The following is an 18052-nucleotide window of genomic DNA, read 5'->3' as shown; positions in this document are numbered from 1 at the left end:
CGTTATTTCGTCCTGATTAAAGCGAAGTATCTCGAATAAGAAAAGCGAAATATTTCACTCCATTCGGTGTGAGATAATAGATTGGTGTTCTACTCCTTATTACACCCTTGCCTTTTACGAATTGAATTCTATTAAGCAGGAATGAGATTTATAAATTAAGTATTATAGAGAAGATACTATCATCTCCATTATTTGAAATATCATTAGAATAAAACAAATAATAACGACTGCAATCATAATATATAAAATTTTGTTTGTATATTTTTTCATTTTACTTCCTTTTTAAATTGTTCGTACTGCTTTACTATATCATCGATACTTATATCGAGTAAATTCATAGAACGAAAAGTTTCGGGTAGTACTTCTTCAAAAAATTCTTTTTTCTGAAGCTTCGATATCTGTCCTCTAGCATTTTCTGCGACGTAATATCCCATTCCACGTTTCGAATATATAATTTCCTCAGACTGCATATATTCAAATGCTCTCATAGCCGTGTTAGGATTCACCTGCAATGTCATAGCCAGCTCCCTCACAGACGGAATCCGATCATTTTCGGGCCATTCTTCTGTAAGGATATGCTGAAAGCAGAAATCTACTATTTGAAGATATATTGGTTTATTTGCTTTGAAATCCATAATACTATACTTCTGTTTCTCTTAATTTGAAATACGTCAACACCCACATTCCAACAGGGAATATCGCTGCCAGTATATATTTAGCTACATCATACAGCAATGTTGCCTGTGTTGCTACAAAACGCGATGAATCGCCTTCGGGGATCCAATAGCCATTAAAGCTTAGAATAGAAATCGGATCCATAGAACTTCTTATATACGATACCTCCGGATAGAATTGGCTTATAATAACCTTAGAAACAATTATTATAAAAATAAAAAACACAGCGATTAATGACAATGTCTTCACAAAAGACCTTTTCTTCAAACATGCATACCCAAACAGAAAAACGGATTGAGCAGCATACAGCATATGATAATCCCACCAATCGCTAAACTTAACGACAGGATGTGTAGTGGATACAAAGAGAGAGGATATAAAATCTAAGCACACTGACACGCCAAAAACCAGCAAAGGTATAATAACAATATATTTGATCCACAGGCCCAAAAATCGTTCAAAAGTAGATACCGGCAACGTAAAATAAAAAGTACTATTAGCATCGCTTAAATTCTTATCAAAAGAAATACTGCAAATGATAATCGCAACATAAACGGGAGGAAGCATATTCCATAGCCATCCAGTATCGATAGATTCCCAAACAGTCGCAATTGTATAATACGCAGCTATACCACATACAATAAAAAGGTATTGCTTCCAATACATAGCAAACTCCCTTTTCTGCAAATTCCAAAAGCGTTCTATATTAAATACAGCACTCATATCCATTTCGTTAAGCGTTAAATATATTTCTTATTTTTTCCTTATTCGTAACCACCGCATTAAACAAAGCTTCAATATTTAATGTACTTTCTTCATTGTACTTGTTCTCCAAGACCGAAGTGTACCCCAACATAGTTTGCTCTGTGAATAAAGCGTCTTGAGGCCTTGTAGTAGAATAAGTAAACAGTAGTTTTTTAGATATCTCCTCAACCGTATTATTAAGTAACACCTGATTGCGATCAAGAATAATGATAGGATCTATCAGACTTTCCAAATCACGAACTTGATGAGTGGAAATCAAGATACATTTGTTTTCATCAAATGCCGAAGCTATTACTTTTCTAAATTGAGATTTAGAAGGGATATCCAGCCCATTGGTAGGCTCATCCAACAAGGTAACCGGTGTATTCAGAGAAATAGCAAAAGCAATAAGAACTTTCTTCTTCTGTCCAAAAGACAATTCTTTCATCCGAGAATCAATATCCAAATGAAAATCATCTAAATATGAATTAAACTGTTCATTGCTAAAGTTGGGATAAAATACCGAATTCAACTTTACAAAGCTTTTGACTGTCTGCGATGGCACAATGAACTCTTCAGGCAGATAGTACAATTGCTTCAGCATATCGGGATTTCTAAATGCCGTTTCAGTACCTAATACTTGGCAACTTCCTTTTTTAGGGAAACACAACCCACTAATAATGCGCAACAATGTTGTCTTTCCAACACCATTTTCTCCGAGCAAACCATAAATACCATTTTTCATTTCAAATGAAACATTCTCAAAAATAGGCTTACGCTCTCTGTAATAAAAAGTAAGATTATTTATTTTTACCATAACAGTGTACTAGTTTATTAACACACTGCAAATATATTATATATTTTGATTACACCAAAACATTTGAATATTTTTTATGCTGATTAAAAAAACTTAAAAGCGATGCATAATTACAATAATTGTAAAAACAGGGAAAATATGTTTAAATCAACAAAATTTGTCTCACAAATTAACCCCTTTTTTACAAAAAGATAAAAGACAGCTTAACACTATTGAATATTACAATAAGCCATGATAAAAAACTAAATAAAGACAAAAAAGTAATTATGAAGAAAGTAAATAGATTTTCTCTTTTACAATAGAGAGAAGCATTATGCACAAATAACCATTATCAGTAAATATATTTAGGAAGTAGTGGTTTTTTATATACTTTTGCTGCCGAATAACATAAACAACATGGAGATCTGAAACCATAAAAAAAACGAGGCGGAACCGAAAAGCCAAAAGAGTAGGATAATTTTTTACAAAACTAATATTATAATGGAGTGGTTTTTAAAAGTAGTGAAAGAACATTACGCAGACTTTAACGGAAGAGCTAGACGAAAAGAATTTTGGATGTACAACCTTTTTGTGATGATAGGATATTTTGTCCTATACATAGTAGGTATTATCCTAGCATCAGTTTCCACAACTATTGGATCAATCGTTTTAGGATTAGTCGGATTGGCGTATCTTGCAATCCTGATCCCTTCAATCGCTGTTTATGTGAGAAGAATGCATGATGTTGGCAAAAGTGGATGGTTTATATTAATCCCCATCTACAATCTCATTTTAGCGATTACAGAAGGTAATAAAGGGGACAACCAGTATGGTTCGGATCCTAAAGCTCAATAGCCTCAGTATCTATCATAGAGTTTACACTATAAGAAAGAAGGACATAAATAATATTATTTATGTCCTTTCGCTTTATAAGATATTGATATTTATAAATTTATCCTATCAAGAATTTAATAACAATTATTTATTTAACTACTCCTGTTATTATTATTTTTTATTATATTTGTGACGTTGGTAAAAAGCGTATTCAACACTTATAGCATTAAAGCCAGAAACACATTATTCTTACTTAAAGGTAAAGAATAAATAACAATAATAGAGTATACATCATAATATCCGGTATGGAGTTATTATACAAACAAGAGCATCTCACTTGCTACAATTATGAAAAAGGTAACCGGCCAACAATTGAGAAAATATCTTTACTAGATGGACAATCTTGGAATATATTTTCAGTTGAGAACAAAGTTATATTTATCATAGAAGGGTCTTTATCTTTTTCTTTGGATGAACTAACTAACCAAGTCATTTCTGAAAAAAAAATGATGATGATACCAGCAGGTTGTCACCTAAACAGTAAAGCAAATAAAGATACCACAGTAATTATTATGAGGTTGCATAACACTAAGATGCTATGCGATTGCTTCTCGCTTGATTTACTACTAAAAGAAAAAAATGAAGAATTTGAACCAGGTCTACATTATCTGGCTATAAATGAAAGAGTAGACTCATACCTCACATTCTTAAACACGTGCATGTCGGAAGGCTTAAGGTGCACATATTATTTCGCACTGAAAGCAAAAGAATTTTACTTTTTACTAAGAGCATATTATACAAAAAGAGATTTACTGGCATTCTTTTTCCCTCTCATTAGCCACGACCTTTCTTTCTCCGAGTTTGTCCTTAAAAACCATCACAAGGCAAAAACAGTACAAGAGTTAGCCGACATGATGCACTATAGCCTTTCAGGATTTCAAAAACGTTTCAAAAAAGTATTTGGAGTGCCTGCTTATCACTGGATGAAAGAAGAGCGATCAAAATCAATTTTTTATCAAATAAACAGCACCGATAAGTCATTTAAAGAAATAAGTGACGAGTACGGATTCTCGTCCCCCTCACATTTTAATGACTTCTGCAAAACCAATTTCGGCAATACTCCGGGCAAAATTCGCCAACAAAAAGCGACTATGAACCCTAGCCATTAAGAAAAGGCACGAATTCTGAAAAAGCAGGCAGATATCTGTAATAAACAACCCTTCCAATCTTCATATCTTCGTAGCGTAAATATATGAGGAGTATATTTATAATTCTAAACCTGACTAGATTTAGAATTTAACTCTATTATTGTGTAGTTTTGTAAAGTTTGTGTTAAGGTTGGAAAGTCTGCGAAGTGAATTTGCGGGCTTTTTGCATTTTATAAAAGATTTCAATGTAGTTAGAATACAAGAAGGCTCTTCCCAAAAATTTTCGACAAGAACCTTTTTAAACAATAAAATTTATGCTTATTTCAGAAATAAAGGACGATAGGGTCAAAACCCGCTTCGTTGCTCTGCCAAATGAATCCTTTTGCGCTCTTTCATTACAGTATACATTTGAAGTAATACAGAAAGTATGATTAACAGCAAACCGGTATAAAATGAAAAGTTTAACTCCTTAGCCTCTCCAAAAATAATCATAGCCAATACAATACTATATATAGGCTCTAAGTTATAGCTTAGATTAAGAGTAAAAGCAGATATGCTCTTCAATGCTTGTATTTGCAACATATACAGACCGATTGTACAAACCACTGAGAATATTAACAAATAGATTAAATCTGTATTACTCGGAAAAAAAGACACGACAGGAAACAATTGCAAATAAAAAGGAAGTATAATACTTAAACTAAAGAAACCTCCAATCATTTCATAAAACAAAGTAACATCCCATGAATAATTAGTATTTGTTGCAACTCTTTTATTGGCAATCACAAAACTAGCTGCCAAAGCTGACGAAATAGCCCCACACATTATACCTGTTCTGTAACGGGTATCGAAATGAAAAATCAGCGCAATCCCCAAGAGAGCAATAATGCTAAAAGACAACTCTCTGACAGAGATTCGCCGACGACTCACGACAGGTTCTAAAACAGCCGTAAAAAAACCTGTCATCGAGAAACAGACTACACCGATAGAAACATTCGAATATTTAATACTCGCATAGAAAAACAGCCAATGCAGTGTTAATAATAGCCCAACAAAACCAATCCTATAGAAATCTTTGATCGGCAATCGGACAAACCGTTTTGTCACCGATAGCATTATTAATAGTAACACAGAGGTAATCAATAAGCGGTACCAAACGAGCATACCTTCGTTCAGGGTTATAAGCTTGCCGAATATACCCGTAAATCCGGCAATTAGAATAGATAAGTGCAACTTAACAAATGCTTGTTTCATCGTTGATAAATATTCTGCAAAGATACCCTTTTAATCAAAAAAAAGCCCCAAAGATTCATTCTCTTTGGGGCATATATTATTAATCAAACCGTTTAGTTTTGACCTCCAGCACTTCCTCCACTTTGTTCTCCTTGTCCTCCAGACATAACATCATCATTCTTGATACCACGTCTTGCTTTTTGTATTTGAGATTTCATCTCTCCAAAACGGAAAGATACAGAGATTCCAAAATTTTGAATTTTATTAGACATGATTGTTTCTGAATAAAACGCTTGATTATTCATTGTACTTCTGAAATCATGAATGCGTTTAAATGGATTCTGAGCATAAGCAGATATATTCAATTTGTCATTATTAAACCCTTTGCTTACATTAAATCGGTGAAAGAAAAACGAAGAGTTTTCACTTTGTAAATTTATGTATGGAGAAAAATAACCTACATTAACAAAAGCTTTCCACGATTTAGGAAATGAATATTGCGCACCTCCAAAGACATTCGCGGATACTCCATCTTTCTTTAATCCTGACCCATTATTTGCTTTTATATCCACATACCGTGCCCCCATATTAGAGAATATACTCAGTTGTTCCAGCCATTTATATTTATCTCCACCCATTTTAGGAGTCCATCGCAGGTTTAAAGATAAACCAATATCTTTTCTTTTTCCTATATTTTCGTAGGTAGAGGTCACTACTTTATTTTGCTCTGTCGTAATTTGTTCAATTCCATTATTCTCGAAGCTATAAGCCAAATTCACATTCAAAGTCAGATTACGGTTGAAAAGCCCATAGTTGGTACTTATCGTATGATTTTTCACAGCATCTAATGCCGGATTCCCCTTTTGTATATTATTCGGGTCGGAAGTATTCTCATAAGGATTTAATTGCCAGATACCCGGACGTGATATACGCATATTGTATCCAAAGCGCAGGTTTTGCATTGGATTTATCTGATATGTAACTGTTGCAGAGGGTACGATGTTAGAGTAGTCTACTTTAAAATCTTGAGCTCTATCCTTTGGGAATTCAGCATTCAACCATGTTGCTTCATAACGCAATCCGGCTTTGAAACCCCAAACATTCCTGAACTTGGCATTGTAACCGCCATACGCAGCTAATATATCTTGTGTATGCCTAAATCTATCAGTCGGACGTTCTATGGCTACCCAATTACCTGTAGCATTAAGACTATCTAAACCACTATTGCTATTATTTATACGGATGATATACTTTACTCCTGTTTCGACACTATGAGATAGGATATCAGACTTATTCAAAGGAGTTACAAAATCTACCTGAAAGGTATGTTCTTTCATATCTGCATCAGAATATTGTTTGTTAGTATATACATACTTAGGTAGTTCACCAAATAGTTCAGTAATATCCGAATTTGATTCCGAATCGTTAGGGTTCATACTGAACTTATAAGAAGCTGTCAGCAATTGTTCTTTTTTATGGAAAGTGCGCTGATAATCTACATTCAGATCTGTACCGCCATACGTTTGTTTCATATAGCCTCTTTGATCATATCTATATTGGCTATCCTTATTTATTCCGAGCCCCTCATTAAAGATGTTACTTCTTGATTTATAATCACCTTCAAACCTATTGAATCCGATATTAATAAGATTTAAGGTATCTACCTCGTAACTTAACTCTCCTGAACCAAACTGTCCGAGTCCGTTATTCTTTGAAGGGCCTACTCCTGTAAGATATTTCGGATTATTGCTTAAATTATATTCTCTAAAAGAAGAAGAAGTCCCTTCGGGACGTTTCCATTCGTAATAGTTATAATTCCCGGTGAAGCCAACTTTGCCATATTTCATGGTCCAATAAGCGCCTAAACCATATCCACCTTGCGAGTCTACCCTACCATTCAATGTGGCAGTATATCCACCCATAGAAGTATTGGTTATAATGTTGATAATACCTGCTACACCCTCAGCATCATATTTTGCTCCGGGATCGGTAATCACCTGTATATCTTTCACCGTATTAGCAGGCATGCTGCGGAGAACTTCCTTCGGATTGTTAGAAATCATGTTAGACGGTTTTCCGTTTAGATATATTTTAAAATTAGTAGATCCTTTCAGCTGTACATTATCTTCGCCATCAACGGTTACCATCGGAACTTTTTTCAACATTTCCAATAGGTTATTAGTCGTTGATTCAGGATCACTCTCCATACTATATACAATTTTATCGAGATCAACTTTTACCAGTGGCTTCTGTGCCGAAACTATAACCTCCGATAAGGCATTTTCATTATCACTCATATATATTGTACCTAGGTCTACTATCTTTGCATCACCTACAACAACAGGCTTAACAAGGGTCTTTTTGCCGATATATTCTACCGTGAGCAGATACTCTCCCTTTTTATTCATCGAAAACTGAAAGTTTCCATTATCATCGGCTGCTACAGCCTTTAACGGGCTTCTCGGATTTGCCTTACCTAACAATTTAACTGTCGCGTAGGGAACTGTTTCATTTGTTAATGAATCTGTTACTACACCTTTAATCTGGACATTTATTAGTGGGCTGGATTGAGAGAATGCTAATGATGAAATTAGCAATGATAGAAAAGTTAATAAAATGCGGACATTCATAAGTTTAGTATAATTATAAATATATTTCGTTTTTTTAGTTGTTTTTCAGCTGACTAAGATATACATAGATTTAATCTGTTTAACTGAGATATGCTTACTAGTCGCCATAATTATACATTTATCACTAAAGCAATAAATATTTTATCATTTTTAACAGAACGACACTTTTTTCACAAAAAAAAGACACCAGGCTCTGCTTACCTGATGTCTCTTGCCAACTCATCTACAGATAAATTTTATTTACTAAATGGAATATCGTTTATCGGCATCACCTTACCATAGATTTCTACATAGCGAACATTTGCTGTATCTAAATACATCTCTATCCTAGTGTTCTGCCTATTTCTTTTTAGTTTCAGATCTACGTGTAGAATGTCATCATCATAACGAGAAGCACTCCAGCCCGAAACCGTATAGATTGGATTTTTAGAATTAAAGTACAAGGTATCTCCTGTTACATTTCGGCATATATTGATATCATTTGCCGAGCTACGAACAAACCACCCTTGATTACGCCCAATCAGCCAACCACCTATAACTACGGCCACAATAATTAGAGTAAACAGAATTGAATGTAATTCTTTGTTCATATCCGACACCAATTATTCGACCTCTTTATCCTGTTCTTTCTTAGAATCTTTCCTCTCTATAAAGTAAGCAATAACAAGCCCTATACCACCAAATATAGCAGCGCATGCCGGATATAAAATAGATATAGTATTGCGAAACTCATAGAAAGCTCTTTCATCCGCACTTGGAGGAGCCACAGCCAACAAGTCTATAACAGCGACGATAGCCACGCCTAGTCCAACACCTACTAACAAGAGCCCAACACGAATAGCCCATGAGGTCACATAGTTGTTTACATTGCTTTTATTCGGAGACATATCCAATTGCCCTTTCAGTAGATTCGGGTCTATCCCTTCTGAAATTTTTTCGATAAAAGCTAAGCGCTCCCTACGACGAGCAAACAACTCAAACAAGCGGTAGATTGCATATGCTATTGTAGCCACAATAACCATTGCCATAATTTGATCCATAATTTTCTATTTTTATTAATTAAACATTTTTGTTTCATCCGTTTGCTCATTTTGACGCAAGCATTTTTAAAAGGTTACAACAAAATAAAAAATATTTTTTTGAAAAGATTTTACATTACATTTGTAACCTATCAAATATTCTTGCGTCATACGGGTATGGCTGAATTTGATGATATCTATTTTATACGCCGAATAAAAGACGGACATACCGATGCTTTTGTACACATTGTACGTCGATATGAGAGAATGGTATTTACCATTGTCAATAAAATAGTTTCTCGTCGGGTAGAAGCCGAAGATATTGTTCAGGAGATATTTATAAAGGTATTTCAGTCATTAAAACAGTTTCGTGAAGAATCGAACTTTGCAACATGGTTGTACAGAATCGCATACAACACAACTATATCAGAATTGCGAAAGCGTAAACATGAATTTACTGCCATTGACGATAATTTCTCAAATATCCCTGATGACGAAATATCAGAAACACTGGATGAGATTACAACTGAGGATAAGTTACAGCTTTTGGATACAGTACTAAAAAAACTGCCCCCGGACGATGCTTTGCTGATCAGTATGTTCTATATAAACGACCAAAGCGTAAAAAATATAAGCATCATCACGGGAAATAGTGAAGCTAATGTAAAAGTAAAGTTGTACAGAATCAGAAAAATTATAAACTTTGAAATAAATAAGCTCATACAATCATGAATACAGAAAATACAGATAGGCTAAAGAGTTTATTTCAGGAAATAAAACTAGACGAACCATCGACAGACTTCGAGAGTCGGTTGATGCAACGAGTACATATTGTTGCGGCAAAACAAAATCGGAAGAGAAGCATTATTTCAATTCTTTCTATTACGTTCGGCATTGTAGGAATGCTTGGAATACCGACACTTATCTTTTGGCTTTTAGGATTACCTCTCAAGGAAGGCATTCAGAGTATGGGGGCAAATATCACATTCAATGTCCCATCAGTAGGGTTTAATCCTTTCGTGGTATCTGTTGCATGCGTCGGAGTACTTCTTCTTATAAGTGACTCGCTGATCCGCAGACGAATCAAAGAAAAGAAACACAAAGATTAACATAAGCTATAAATAGAATTTAAATATAAGCAAACTATCAAATATCTAACTTCCCGGCTTTATACTCCTTATATTTAAGAGAAAGCAACCTCAAGAATGAGCTTATCTGAGATAGTGCAGATTGAGTTTCGCCCGATATCTCTTTCTTTTGCAAGCGCATTAACAAGAAACCATATAGAGCGGCTAGGCAAGTTTCGAGTTCAGGAGTATTTTTATCTTGCGTCTTGGAACGTAATTCGACAATAAAAGGCAAGGTTTTATAATAGGCTTCAGTATATTCAGTTTCTCGCAGCGACTTCAGCAATCGATTATGTAGTTCGGTCAATTCCGATATTACATTCTTATTTATAATCAGATGCCCTTTTTCCATCACGTCTTCTCTCCTCATCATGTCAATAAGGTTTTCGTACCATTCCCTTATTTCATTTTTCACATTTTGAGGCTGTTCGAACCCTGATATTATTTGCTTATCAATTATATCGATGTCTAATTTATTGGCTCTTATAATATCCTCTATCTGCCACATATACAATAGATATTCGGCGATATTTTCTTCTTTTAGTTTTTTAGCTATCAGCATAATTTATTTTAGATTTCCTTCAGTTTGACTTAACCGATTGAAGAATAAACGTTTTATATTTTTTAATTCCAGGAGCAACGATTTACAAACTATACATATTGAGCTTTTACAATAAAATACATTCAAATAATTGGGAGATAAAAGTAAATAATTTCATGGAAATCTCAAGTATATGTTTTCCCCTTATCTAATCAATAACTCTCTTATAGAAAGGAATAAAACAAACTCCTTCTTAAAATCCCATCGCTTTTTTTACTACTGTCATTTCTTCTTCCGAGGTCAGCATCTTTAATAATTCAAATGCAACAGTTGGAGCTGTTTCAGGACAATAAGACGTTATAATTTTACCATCAACTACTATTCGTTCATTCACAACATTCACCCCAAATTCTTTCAACTCTTTTTGCCTATAACCGTTATTTAAGTGATAAGTTGTTGCCTTCCGATCTTTAAGAATTCCACTTTTTCCTAAGGGGAGAGCTCCAGTACAAACTGTAGCAATGATTTTATTTTTTGCATCAAAATCCTTAATTAAGTCTAAGAATCTTTCGTCATAGGCTTCTTCATAAAAGCCAAATTCGCCAAATCCACCAGGTATTGCCAATGCAGCATACTCGTCAACATTTATCTCTTTAATTGTTTTATCTACTCTTACAGGCACATTAAATGTGCTTATAACTTCTTTCGTAAAAGCGCAAGTTTCGACAAACAAACCATAGCCATAACAAACTCTTGCCCAACCAATAACATCTATGAAAACAGAAAACTCCATAGTCTCAAATGCCTTTGCCAGAAACACTAAAACTTTCTTATTTTCCATAGTTGTCAAAATTATTATTTTTAAGAATAAATGATAAACAATAATAGATTATGCTTTGTTTATATACAAAACAGAGTACAAAAGTAGTATTTTTTTATATATAAAGTTTAAGATGGATTTATACGCTATTATATAAACCTTATCTATCGCCACATAAATAAAACAAATACAAAGTATTCTGAACAAACATGTTGTCTTTGATGTTCTAATGTAAAACAGGTATGATTTACTTTTTTCATAGTGTGTTAGATAGATTGTTTAGTTGATTTTTTACCTGTTTTATCATAGTATATGTTAGTTTTATATTAGTGTTAAGAGGGGAAGGGATGATTGTGATAATCATCTCTTCTTTTTTGTATATTAGCTGAATATTTAGAAAAAAAATGGTTGACATAAAAATAATAGAAAGCGGCTATATCCAGGCAGACGGAGGTGCCATGTTTGGAGCTATACCAAAGCGTGCCTGGCAAAGAAAATACACAAGCAATGCCGACAACTTGTGTACATTAGCTATGCGGTGTGCACTCGTCATATCCGAAGACAGGGTCATATTAATAGACACGGGTATGGGACATAAGCACACCGAGAGAATGTCTTACTACCAACCACACTCTCTGATTAACATTGAAGAAGAAATAAAGAAATATGGCTTCTCGAGTGAAGATGTCACCGATGTGATATTGACCCACTTGCATTTCGACCATTGCGGATATGCAACTAAAAGAGATAAAAACGACAAAATAATCCCTTCTTTCGCTAAAGCTACTTATTGGCTAAGCCGCAAACAATGGGACAATTATTTAACCCCCAACATACTGGAAGCAGATTCTATCTTAGCTGAAAATATACAGCCGATACACGATGCCGCACTCTTACACGTTGTTGACCAAGACATGCAGATATCTAAAGAGGTAAGTGTGAGATTATTTGACGGACATAGTATAGGGCAGTTAGTTGTATATATCAAGACAGATGCGGGTGTATATACATTCCCCGGGGATCTGATACCAACAAGTGCTCATGTCCCATTAGAATGGATTTCAGCTTACGACATTAATGCATTAAAATCGGCCGAAGAGAAACAGCGATTTCTCGTTGAAGCAGAAAAAGAAAACTATACCCTTATTTATTGCCACGATGTAAAGGTAAAGACAAGTAAAGTAAAACGTTTGAATGATAATTATAAAGCCTACTGACTTTTATTATAAAAAAAGGATCTCAAAGCCGAGCTTTGAGATCCTTTTACTAATGTATATAATTTAACCTCTTCTATTAAAATACCATCGGCACATCTATCAGTAGTATGCGTGCATTGTCAGATTCTGCAGTGATATTTATACCATCTGTATCCCATACTCCAAGTGCATCTCTGTGATATAGTTTTTGCCCTTCGACAGAAAACTCTCCTTCAACAACCATAGCAAATACACCGTTCCCTTTTTTCTTCACCTGATAGCTTGTGTTGACACCTTTATCGAAAGTACCCATATTAAACCAAGCATCCTGATGTATCCAAAGTGCCGTATTTGAAGGATCACTCTTAGGTCCAACAATTTGGATGAATTGATTTTTATTATCTATAAAATCAAATTCACGTTGGTCGTAACGAGGTTCTACATTCTTTTGAGATGGAAAAACCCATATCTGGAAAAGACTTACCGGTTTATACTCATTAGCATTGTATTCACTATGTGTTATACCCGATCCGGCACTCATTACCTGCACTTCTCCGGCTTTTATGACTTCTGTATGCCCCATACTATCCTTGTGTTCCAAATCACCATACAAGGGAATAGTTATTATTTCCATATTGTCGTGAGGATGAGTCCCAAAGCCTTCTCCTCCGGCAATTATATCGTCGTTTATAACCCTTAATGCGCCAAAATGTATACGGTTGGGATCATAGTAGTTTGCAAAACTGAATGTATGGTGTGTGTTCAACCATCCATGGTTTGCTGATCCTCTTGAAGATGCTCTAATTAATGTTGTTTTCATAAAACTACCCTTTCTGTTATATCTGATGAGTAACTATTTATAATATAAAGTATATCATAGCAATACACCTTATTTTTATATTACAAAGATAAGCACTATCCATCTATTATCAAAATAAGATAAATCATACATATATATAAATATATTTATACAATATTGCAATACATAGATCAGAAAGGCAATGCAATAGAACAAGGATTTATATAAATTTATTTATTCTAATTTTATCTTATTATATAAATAACAAAAAAGAATATGGGTAAATAAGAATGAGTAAAAGTGACAGCACAAAAACAGATAAAAACTGTTACTTTTGTCACCTTTTGATAGGGAAACATTTCCTAGATGAGCTATAAATCATAAATCTATCAGCTATTTACAACTTCTTTTTACAAAGAAATATATGTTTCTTTCACAATTATTTATTAACTTTACTGTTGTAGTAATTAAAAACAAGAAATCATGAAAAATCTAGTCTTTATACTACTTTTACTCGTCTCAGTTACCTCTTATTCCCAAACTGAGATTCCTAAAGATAGCTTTCCTCCTCTAAAGAAAGGATCTTTCAAATTTGATGAAAGGTTAGAGAATTATTTAAACCTGGATGTATCGGGCAACAACAAATCATCTGCAAGCAAATATGATTTGTATAAACCTTTAGAAAAAGGAGATGATGCAACTATAGACTTAATACTTCCTCCGCTTGATGTATATCTCGGACCTCCTGTAGAAAGCAATACGATTACACGGTATCCTTTTGCCAATGATTACAGCTATTATTCAGGAATGAATCTGAATAACGAAGCTTGGCTCAGTTCGTCTTCTATACAGAATACATATCCATCCATAGGCGCAATAAGGTCTGTAAGTATGTACTTTAACTATCAACCAACAGATTGGCTGGTAATTTCGGCTGGTCCTTACGCCTCAAAATATGCACTATATGGAGGGAACTACAACGATGTGGGTGCAGGAGGAAATATGAAATTCATCTTAAGCGACAGAATAAGGATAAATGCCCGAGGACAATATTCCGTGAGAGGAAAACATAATGGTGTAGAAGGCCCAATGATGGGTATGTATCCTCAAACATATTACGGAGGCACATTAGAGTTCAAAATCACTGAAAAATTTGGAATCGAAGGCGGTGTAATCCGAGAGCTTAATCCATTCAACGGGAAATGGGTGAACAGGCCATACTTTGCGCCGGTATTCTACAAGAAATAAACTCTCTGGATGTATATAATCAGTAATGAAAATACATTTATCTTATTTGGACACTTTAGTATCTTTATCACAAATAAAAAATGAGAATTAGCCTAACAATACTCTTTACATTCATTATATCGGTCGGTATTTCTGCTCAGGAAACCGATTTCTATAAAAGGTTATCGAATGCTGCTATAGAGCTGACTAAGGATAAAGTTGTTTATGATCCCCGCTATTACACAATCCCTTATCCGAATGGAGATGTACCGGCAGACAAAGGTGTCTGTACTGATGTGATAATAAGAGCATATCGCAAACTAGGTATGGACTTGCAGAAAAAGATACATGAAGATATGAAAGCCAACTTTAGCAAGTACCCTAAGAAGTGGGGTATGAAATCAACGGATAAGAATATCGATCATAGAAGAGTACCTAATCAAGCCACTTTTTTTAGTAGGTTTGGCTCTGTAAAGAAAATTTCAGATAAAGCAGAGGACTATATTGTCGGAGATATTGTTACATGGGATCTAGGTGGAGGGATTACACATATAGGCATAGTTACAGACCGTATGTCTGCGGATAAGAAACGGCCACTAATAGTACATAATATAGGACAAGGACAAGTCTTGCAAGATTGCTTATTCAGCTATAAAGTGACAGGACATTATACATACAGAAGCAAATAAATATAACATTCGCCTCCGCAAAAAACTCAGTGTACTTAAATATAACATAACTAGATATTGAGAATTATCTTATTATATTAAAAAAATCAGTCGATAAATATATCTCGTAGAATCTTTCTCTGATTATTAAAAAATTCTGTTCTGTATAAATCTCCACTTTTAGAGATCAATGTAGAATAGCGTTTCAAAGATTCAATCCATTTCTTGTTAGCTTGACATATTTCAGGAGTAAACGATCTCACTACGTTAATAGAAAATACACGTATCGTAGACAATTCGAATTCAGGACACTGCATATAACTATAAGTGGTGTCAAAATCGATATTGGATATATAAAAGTTAAATTCAAAGTCATCCATCCAAACTCCTGATATAGACATCGACTCCAATCTCTCCAACATGCACAACAACTCATTCTTAATCTCTTCTATATCCTGATTGTTCAACAAATTAAGTTTATAAAAGTATTTTACTGTATTCAGAAATGAAGACAAAACATTTTGAGATAGGATAGACGTTGTATGACAAGAAGAGTTAGATTCTGAAATATACTTTTTATTCAGGTCGATAACTCTCTGAGGCAAGTAGAACTCAGAAAACGGAACAGTAGGCTTGGAAGTCTGAAGCTGATATACCCATTTGTATAAATAGAACTTAGCTATTTTTTCATAAGAAAGGTAAAATGAAAAAGGTAACTCATTATTAGCACCTTGTACCTGAGAACTAGGGTAAACCTTCATTCTACTAAAAATATCTGTATAAAAAATCAAAGAATTACAATATTGCTCAAAAAAGGATTCTTCTTGAATCATATTTATGCTAAATAACGCTGTAGTATCATTCTTACCCAAAACATCATCAATTGATATGCTTAACGCTTTAGATATTACAGAGAGCTCCTCTAAGTCAAAAGACACATCCCCTCTTATCCTACGATAAACAGCTTCACGCCCGATAGAAAGCAAATCCATTAAGTAGGTTGCAACCTTTATCTGAGGAGGAAGGGCTTCTTTGATAGATATAATTAATTTACTGTTTAATTCGTTTTTCATGATATTTATGTTGTAGAGAGAAAAGATTAGAAATAAATCTTGATTATTAATAATATTAAAGCCTTAATTATATTGAATATTCATCATATAAAAACAAGAGAATAATATGTTTAGTTTTACAAAACCACATAAATATGTAAAAGTAGATCTGGAAACAATTACAAGGAATCTTAATTGTATTTTCATCACATTTTTCAAAGCACAAAAATACGGTAGAAAAATACAACTTCTTGCCTCGCTCATAGGGTTACAAAAGAGGAGCATACACCAAAAGCATATTGAAATATGCATATCATAATGCAAAACTCTACAACAAGTCCGCATAAAAAAAGAGCAGCAAATAGATTTTCCCCATTTGCTGCTATACGTTTTATATATTATTTAAAGAGATTAGATATTATTAAGCTCCCTTCTGAAAAGAAGACTATATCAAATAGTCATATCATCTTTTTCGAGCCAATATTTTTAATTTCCTTATAGACTCCTTGGTCTTAATTCGTGCTTTATACAAATCATGCCTATCCAAATCCAGAACTTTTTCATAATCAGCGATAGCTTCATCATATTCATTCTTTCGCTCATAAATTGCAGCTCGCTTATAATACAGGCGTATATTCTCAGGATCGAGAATAAGTCCTTTATTACAATCGTCTAAAGCTTTATCAAATTCCTGACGGAGTATATATATTTCGGCTCGGTTGGTATATGCATTTATATTCGCAGTGTCTATTTCCAATACTCTCGAATAGTCGCTTAATGCTTTGCTGGTATCTTTCATAGACAAATATATATTTCCTCTATTATTATAGATATCTGCAACATTTTTTGGTTCTTCTTTTATCGCCCGATTGTAGTCTTCAAGTGCTTTCTCACATTCTCCACCTACTTCATAGATTATACCTCTATTGTAATATGCATCGGCATAATTATTATTTAGTCTGATAGCCTGCGTATAATCCCTCATGGCAAGGCTATCATCTCCTATCGATTGGTAAATACTGCCCCGATTATAATACCCGGTAGCATCAGTAGTATCAAGCCCTATGGCGATATCGGTACATTCTATTGCCTTTTTATAATTCTTAACATTAAAATATTCATTGCTCAGATAAAAATTTGCCTCTATCAGCAACTTATTTTTTTTTCGAGGAGTTATCAAATCCTCATCGGCTTCTATGTTCTCTAATATTGTCTTCAATGCATTAATTCTTTCGGCCGGTGTATCTAAGCTATCTGCAACCCGTCCCATCTGATGCTTAAAAGAGACAATATGTTTATCTTGCCTGATATCTTTATCAAACAATCTACACGAGCCAAAAACCAAAGGGAATATAATAAGAATCAGAAAGTATAACTTACTGTGTGTTTGTGAAATCTTCTTTGTCTTGCGCATAAATTGTATTGATATATATGTTGGCAAAGGTATAAAAAAAACGGATATTCAAACTCAATTGATTTATATAAAAAAGAAGCACTTATCTGTCTCAGTTAAGTGCTTCATGGTAGTGTTTAAATAAAAAAG

General features: G+C 34.1%; 19 protein-coding genes. 7 read left to right on the top strand and 12 right to left on the bottom strand.

The window, feature by feature from the left end; genetic code table 11:
• Positions 1–266: 266 nt before the first annotated feature.
• Genes QOX35_RS07540 through QOX35_RS07530 form a run of 3 tightly spaced genes read right to left on the bottom strand, consistent with a single transcriptional unit; the run spans position 267 to position 2236 of the window.
• Complete coding sequence (locus QOX35_RS07540) at positions 267–635, bottom strand: GntR family transcriptional regulator (RefSeq protein ID WP_135103961.1); 369 nt, start codon at positions 633–635, stop codon at positions 267–269.
• Positions 636–639: 4 nt separating this feature from the next.
• Positions 640–1398, bottom strand: coding sequence for a hypothetical protein (locus tag QOX35_RS07535; protein WP_283686409.1), 759 nt, complete (start codon positions 1396–1398; stop codon positions 640–642).
• Between the two features lie 10 nt (positions 1399–1408).
• Positions 1409–2236, bottom strand: a complete 828-nt coding sequence (locus tag QOX35_RS07530; RefSeq protein ID WP_283686408.1) for an ABC transporter ATP-binding protein — start codon at positions 2234–2236, stop codon at positions 1409–1411.
• A 480-nt stretch (positions 2237–2716) separates the two neighbouring features.
• Between QOX35_RS07530 and QOX35_RS07525 the strand changes: the two genes are divergently transcribed.
• Positions 2717–3070, top strand: a complete 354-nt coding sequence (locus tag QOX35_RS07525) for a DUF805 domain-containing protein (RefSeq protein ID WP_283686407.1) — start codon at positions 2717–2719, stop codon at positions 3068–3070.
• Between the two features lie 284 nt (positions 3071–3354).
• A complete protein-coding gene (locus tag QOX35_RS07520; RefSeq protein WP_283686406.1) occupies positions 3355–4218 on the top strand; it encodes a helix-turn-helix domain-containing protein in 864 nt (287 codons plus the stop codon).
• 324 nt (positions 4219–4542) lie between these two features.
• Here QOX35_RS07520 and QOX35_RS07515 read toward each other — a convergent pair whose 3' ends face one another.
• From QOX35_RS07515 to QOX35_RS07500, 4 genes are all read right to left on the bottom strand, one after another.
• On the bottom strand, positions 4543–5451 hold the full coding sequence (locus tag QOX35_RS07515; protein ID WP_283686404.1) for a DMT family transporter: 909 nt from the start codon (positions 5449–5451) through the stop codon (positions 4543–4545).
• Between the two features lie 92 nt (positions 5452–5543).
• Positions 5544–8060: a TonB-dependent receptor gene (locus QOX35_RS07510; protein WP_283686403.1), complete on the bottom strand. Its 2517-nt coding sequence runs from the start codon at positions 8058–8060 to the stop codon at positions 5544–5546.
• 236 nt (positions 8061–8296) lie between these two features.
• A complete protein-coding gene (locus QOX35_RS07505) occupies positions 8297–8650 on the bottom strand; it encodes a hypothetical protein (RefSeq protein ID WP_283686402.1) in 354 nt (117 codons plus the stop codon).
• A gap of 12 nt (positions 8651–8662) precedes the next feature.
• A complete protein-coding gene (locus QOX35_RS07500) occupies positions 8663–9100 on the bottom strand; it encodes a DUF6249 domain-containing protein (protein ID WP_135103953.1) in 438 nt (145 codons plus the stop codon).
• A 99-nt stretch (positions 9101–9199) separates the two neighbouring features.
• On the opposite strand from QOX35_RS07500, the gene QOX35_RS07495 reads away from it, so the two are divergent.
• Together QOX35_RS07495 and QOX35_RS07490 are read left to right on the top strand one after the other, a co-directional pair.
• Positions 9200–9811: an RNA polymerase sigma factor gene (locus QOX35_RS07495; protein WP_006842585.1), complete on the top strand. Its 612-nt coding sequence runs from the start codon at positions 9200–9202 to the stop codon at positions 9809–9811.
• Positions 9808–10188, top strand: a complete 381-nt coding sequence (locus QOX35_RS07490) for a hypothetical protein (protein WP_283686400.1) — start codon at positions 9808–9810, stop codon at positions 10186–10188. The genes QOX35_RS07495 and QOX35_RS07490 overlap by 4 nt, the downstream gene beginning before the upstream one ends.
• A gap of 37 nt (positions 10189–10225) precedes the next feature.
• Here QOX35_RS07490 and QOX35_RS07485 read toward each other — a convergent pair whose 3' ends face one another.
• Together QOX35_RS07485 and QOX35_RS07480 are read right to left on the bottom strand one after the other, a co-directional pair.
• On the bottom strand, positions 10226–10768 hold the full coding sequence (locus QOX35_RS07485) for a DUF4924 family protein (protein WP_283686399.1): 543 nt from the start codon (positions 10766–10768) through the stop codon (positions 10226–10228).
• Positions 10769–11000: 232 nt separating this feature from the next.
• A complete protein-coding gene (locus QOX35_RS07480; protein ID WP_283686398.1) occupies positions 11001–11588 on the bottom strand; it encodes a DJ-1/PfpI family protein in 588 nt (195 codons plus the stop codon).
• Between the two features lie 383 nt (positions 11589–11971).
• Here QOX35_RS07480 and QOX35_RS07475 point away from each other — a divergent pair, with 383 nt between their 5' ends.
• Positions 11972–12784 (top strand): MBL fold metallo-hydrolase, encoded by an 813-nt coding sequence (locus QOX35_RS07475; protein WP_283686397.1) that lies wholly within the window; start codon positions 11972–11974, stop codon positions 12782–12784.
• Between the two features lie 76 nt (positions 12785–12860).
• On the opposite strand, the gene QOX35_RS07470 is transcribed toward QOX35_RS07475, so the two are convergent.
• Positions 12861–13583: a pirin family protein gene (locus tag QOX35_RS07470; protein ID WP_283686395.1), complete on the bottom strand. Its 723-nt coding sequence runs from the start codon at positions 13581–13583 to the stop codon at positions 12861–12863.
• A 462-nt stretch (positions 13584–14045) separates the two neighbouring features.
• Here QOX35_RS07470 and QOX35_RS07465 point away from each other — a divergent pair, with 462 nt between their 5' ends.
• Positions 14046–14810: a hypothetical protein gene (locus QOX35_RS07465; RefSeq protein ID WP_283686394.1), complete on the top strand. Its 765-nt coding sequence runs from the start codon at positions 14046–14048 to the stop codon at positions 14808–14810.
• Between the two features lie 80 nt (positions 14811–14890).
• Positions 14891–15478: a DUF1287 domain-containing protein gene (locus QOX35_RS07460; protein WP_283686393.1), complete on the top strand. Its 588-nt coding sequence runs from the start codon at positions 14891–14893 to the stop codon at positions 15476–15478.
• Positions 15479–15564: 86 nt separating this feature from the next.
• On the opposite strand, the gene QOX35_RS07455 is transcribed toward QOX35_RS07460, so the two are convergent.
• Positions 15565–16530, bottom strand: a complete 966-nt coding sequence (locus QOX35_RS07455) for a hypothetical protein (RefSeq protein WP_283686392.1) — start codon at positions 16528–16530, stop codon at positions 15565–15567.
• A gap of 442 nt (positions 16531–16972) precedes the next feature.
• Entirely contained in the window at positions 16973–17923 is a 951-nt protein-coding gene (locus QOX35_RS07450; protein WP_283686391.1) for a tetratricopeptide repeat protein, read from the bottom strand.
• Positions 17924–18052: the final 129 nt, after the last annotated feature.

This window comes from Dysgonomonas sp. Marseille-Q5470 (assembly GCF_951230145.1).
GTDB lineage: Bacteria > Bacteroidota > Bacteroidia > Bacteroidales > Dysgonomonadaceae > Dysgonomonas.
This window is presented reverse-complemented; position numbering and strand designations above follow the sequence as displayed.

Coding starts and splice junctions, on each gene's coding strand:
- QOX35_RS07540 (WP_135103961.1), bottom strand. CDS start 635: ATGGATTTCAAAGCAAATAAACCAATATATCTTCAAATAGTAGATTTC.
- QOX35_RS07535 (WP_283686409.1), bottom strand. CDS start 1,398: ATGAGTGCTGTATTTAATATAGAACGCTTTTGGAATTTGCAGAAAAGG.
- QOX35_RS07530 (WP_283686408.1), bottom strand. CDS start 2,236: ATGGTAAAAATAAATAATCTTACTTTTTATTACAGAGAGCGTAAGCCT.
- QOX35_RS07525 (WP_283686407.1), top strand. CDS start 2,717: ATGGAGTGGTTTTTAAAAGTAGTGAAAGAACATTACGCAGACTTTAAC.
- QOX35_RS07520 (WP_283686406.1), top strand. CDS start 3,355: ATGGAGTTATTATACAAACAAGAGCATCTCACTTGCTACAATTATGAA.
- QOX35_RS07515 (WP_283686404.1), bottom strand. CDS start 5,451: ATGAAACAAGCATTTGTTAAGTTGCACTTATCTATTCTAATTGCCGGA.
- QOX35_RS07510 (WP_283686403.1), bottom strand. CDS start 8,060: ATGAATGTCCGCATTTTATTAACTTTTCTATCATTGCTAATTTCATCA.
- QOX35_RS07505 (WP_283686402.1), bottom strand. CDS start 8,650: ATGAACAAAGAATTACATTCAATTCTGTTTACTCTAATTATTGTGGCC.
- QOX35_RS07500 (WP_135103953.1), bottom strand. CDS start 9,100: ATGGATCAAATTATGGCAATGGTTATTGTGGCTACAATAGCATATGCA.
- QOX35_RS07490 (WP_283686400.1), top strand. CDS start 9,808: ATGAATACAGAAAATACAGATAGGCTAAAGAGTTTATTTCAGGAAATA.
- QOX35_RS07485 (WP_283686399.1), bottom strand. CDS start 10,768: ATGCTGATAGCTAAAAAACTAAAAGAAGAAAATATCGCCGAATATCTA.
- QOX35_RS07480 (WP_283686398.1), bottom strand. CDS start 11,588: ATGGAAAATAAGAAAGTTTTAGTGTTTCTGGCAAAGGCATTTGAGACT.
- QOX35_RS07475 (WP_283686397.1), top strand. CDS start 11,972: ATGGTTGACATAAAAATAATAGAAAGCGGCTATATCCAGGCAGACGGA.
- QOX35_RS07470 (WP_283686395.1), bottom strand. CDS start 13,583: ATGAAAACAACATTAATTAGAGCATCTTCAAGAGGATCAGCAAACCAT.
- QOX35_RS07465 (WP_283686394.1), top strand. CDS start 14,046: ATGAAAAATCTAGTCTTTATACTACTTTTACTCGTCTCAGTTACCTCT.
- QOX35_RS07460 (WP_283686393.1), top strand. CDS start 14,891: ATGAGAATTAGCCTAACAATACTCTTTACATTCATTATATCGGTCGGT.
- QOX35_RS07455 (WP_283686392.1), bottom strand. CDS start 16,530: ATGAAAAACGAATTAAACAGTAAATTAATTATATCTATCAAAGAAGCC.
- QOX35_RS07450 (WP_283686391.1), bottom strand. CDS start 17,923: ATGCGCAAGACAAAGAAGATTTCACAAACACACAGTAAGTTATACTTT.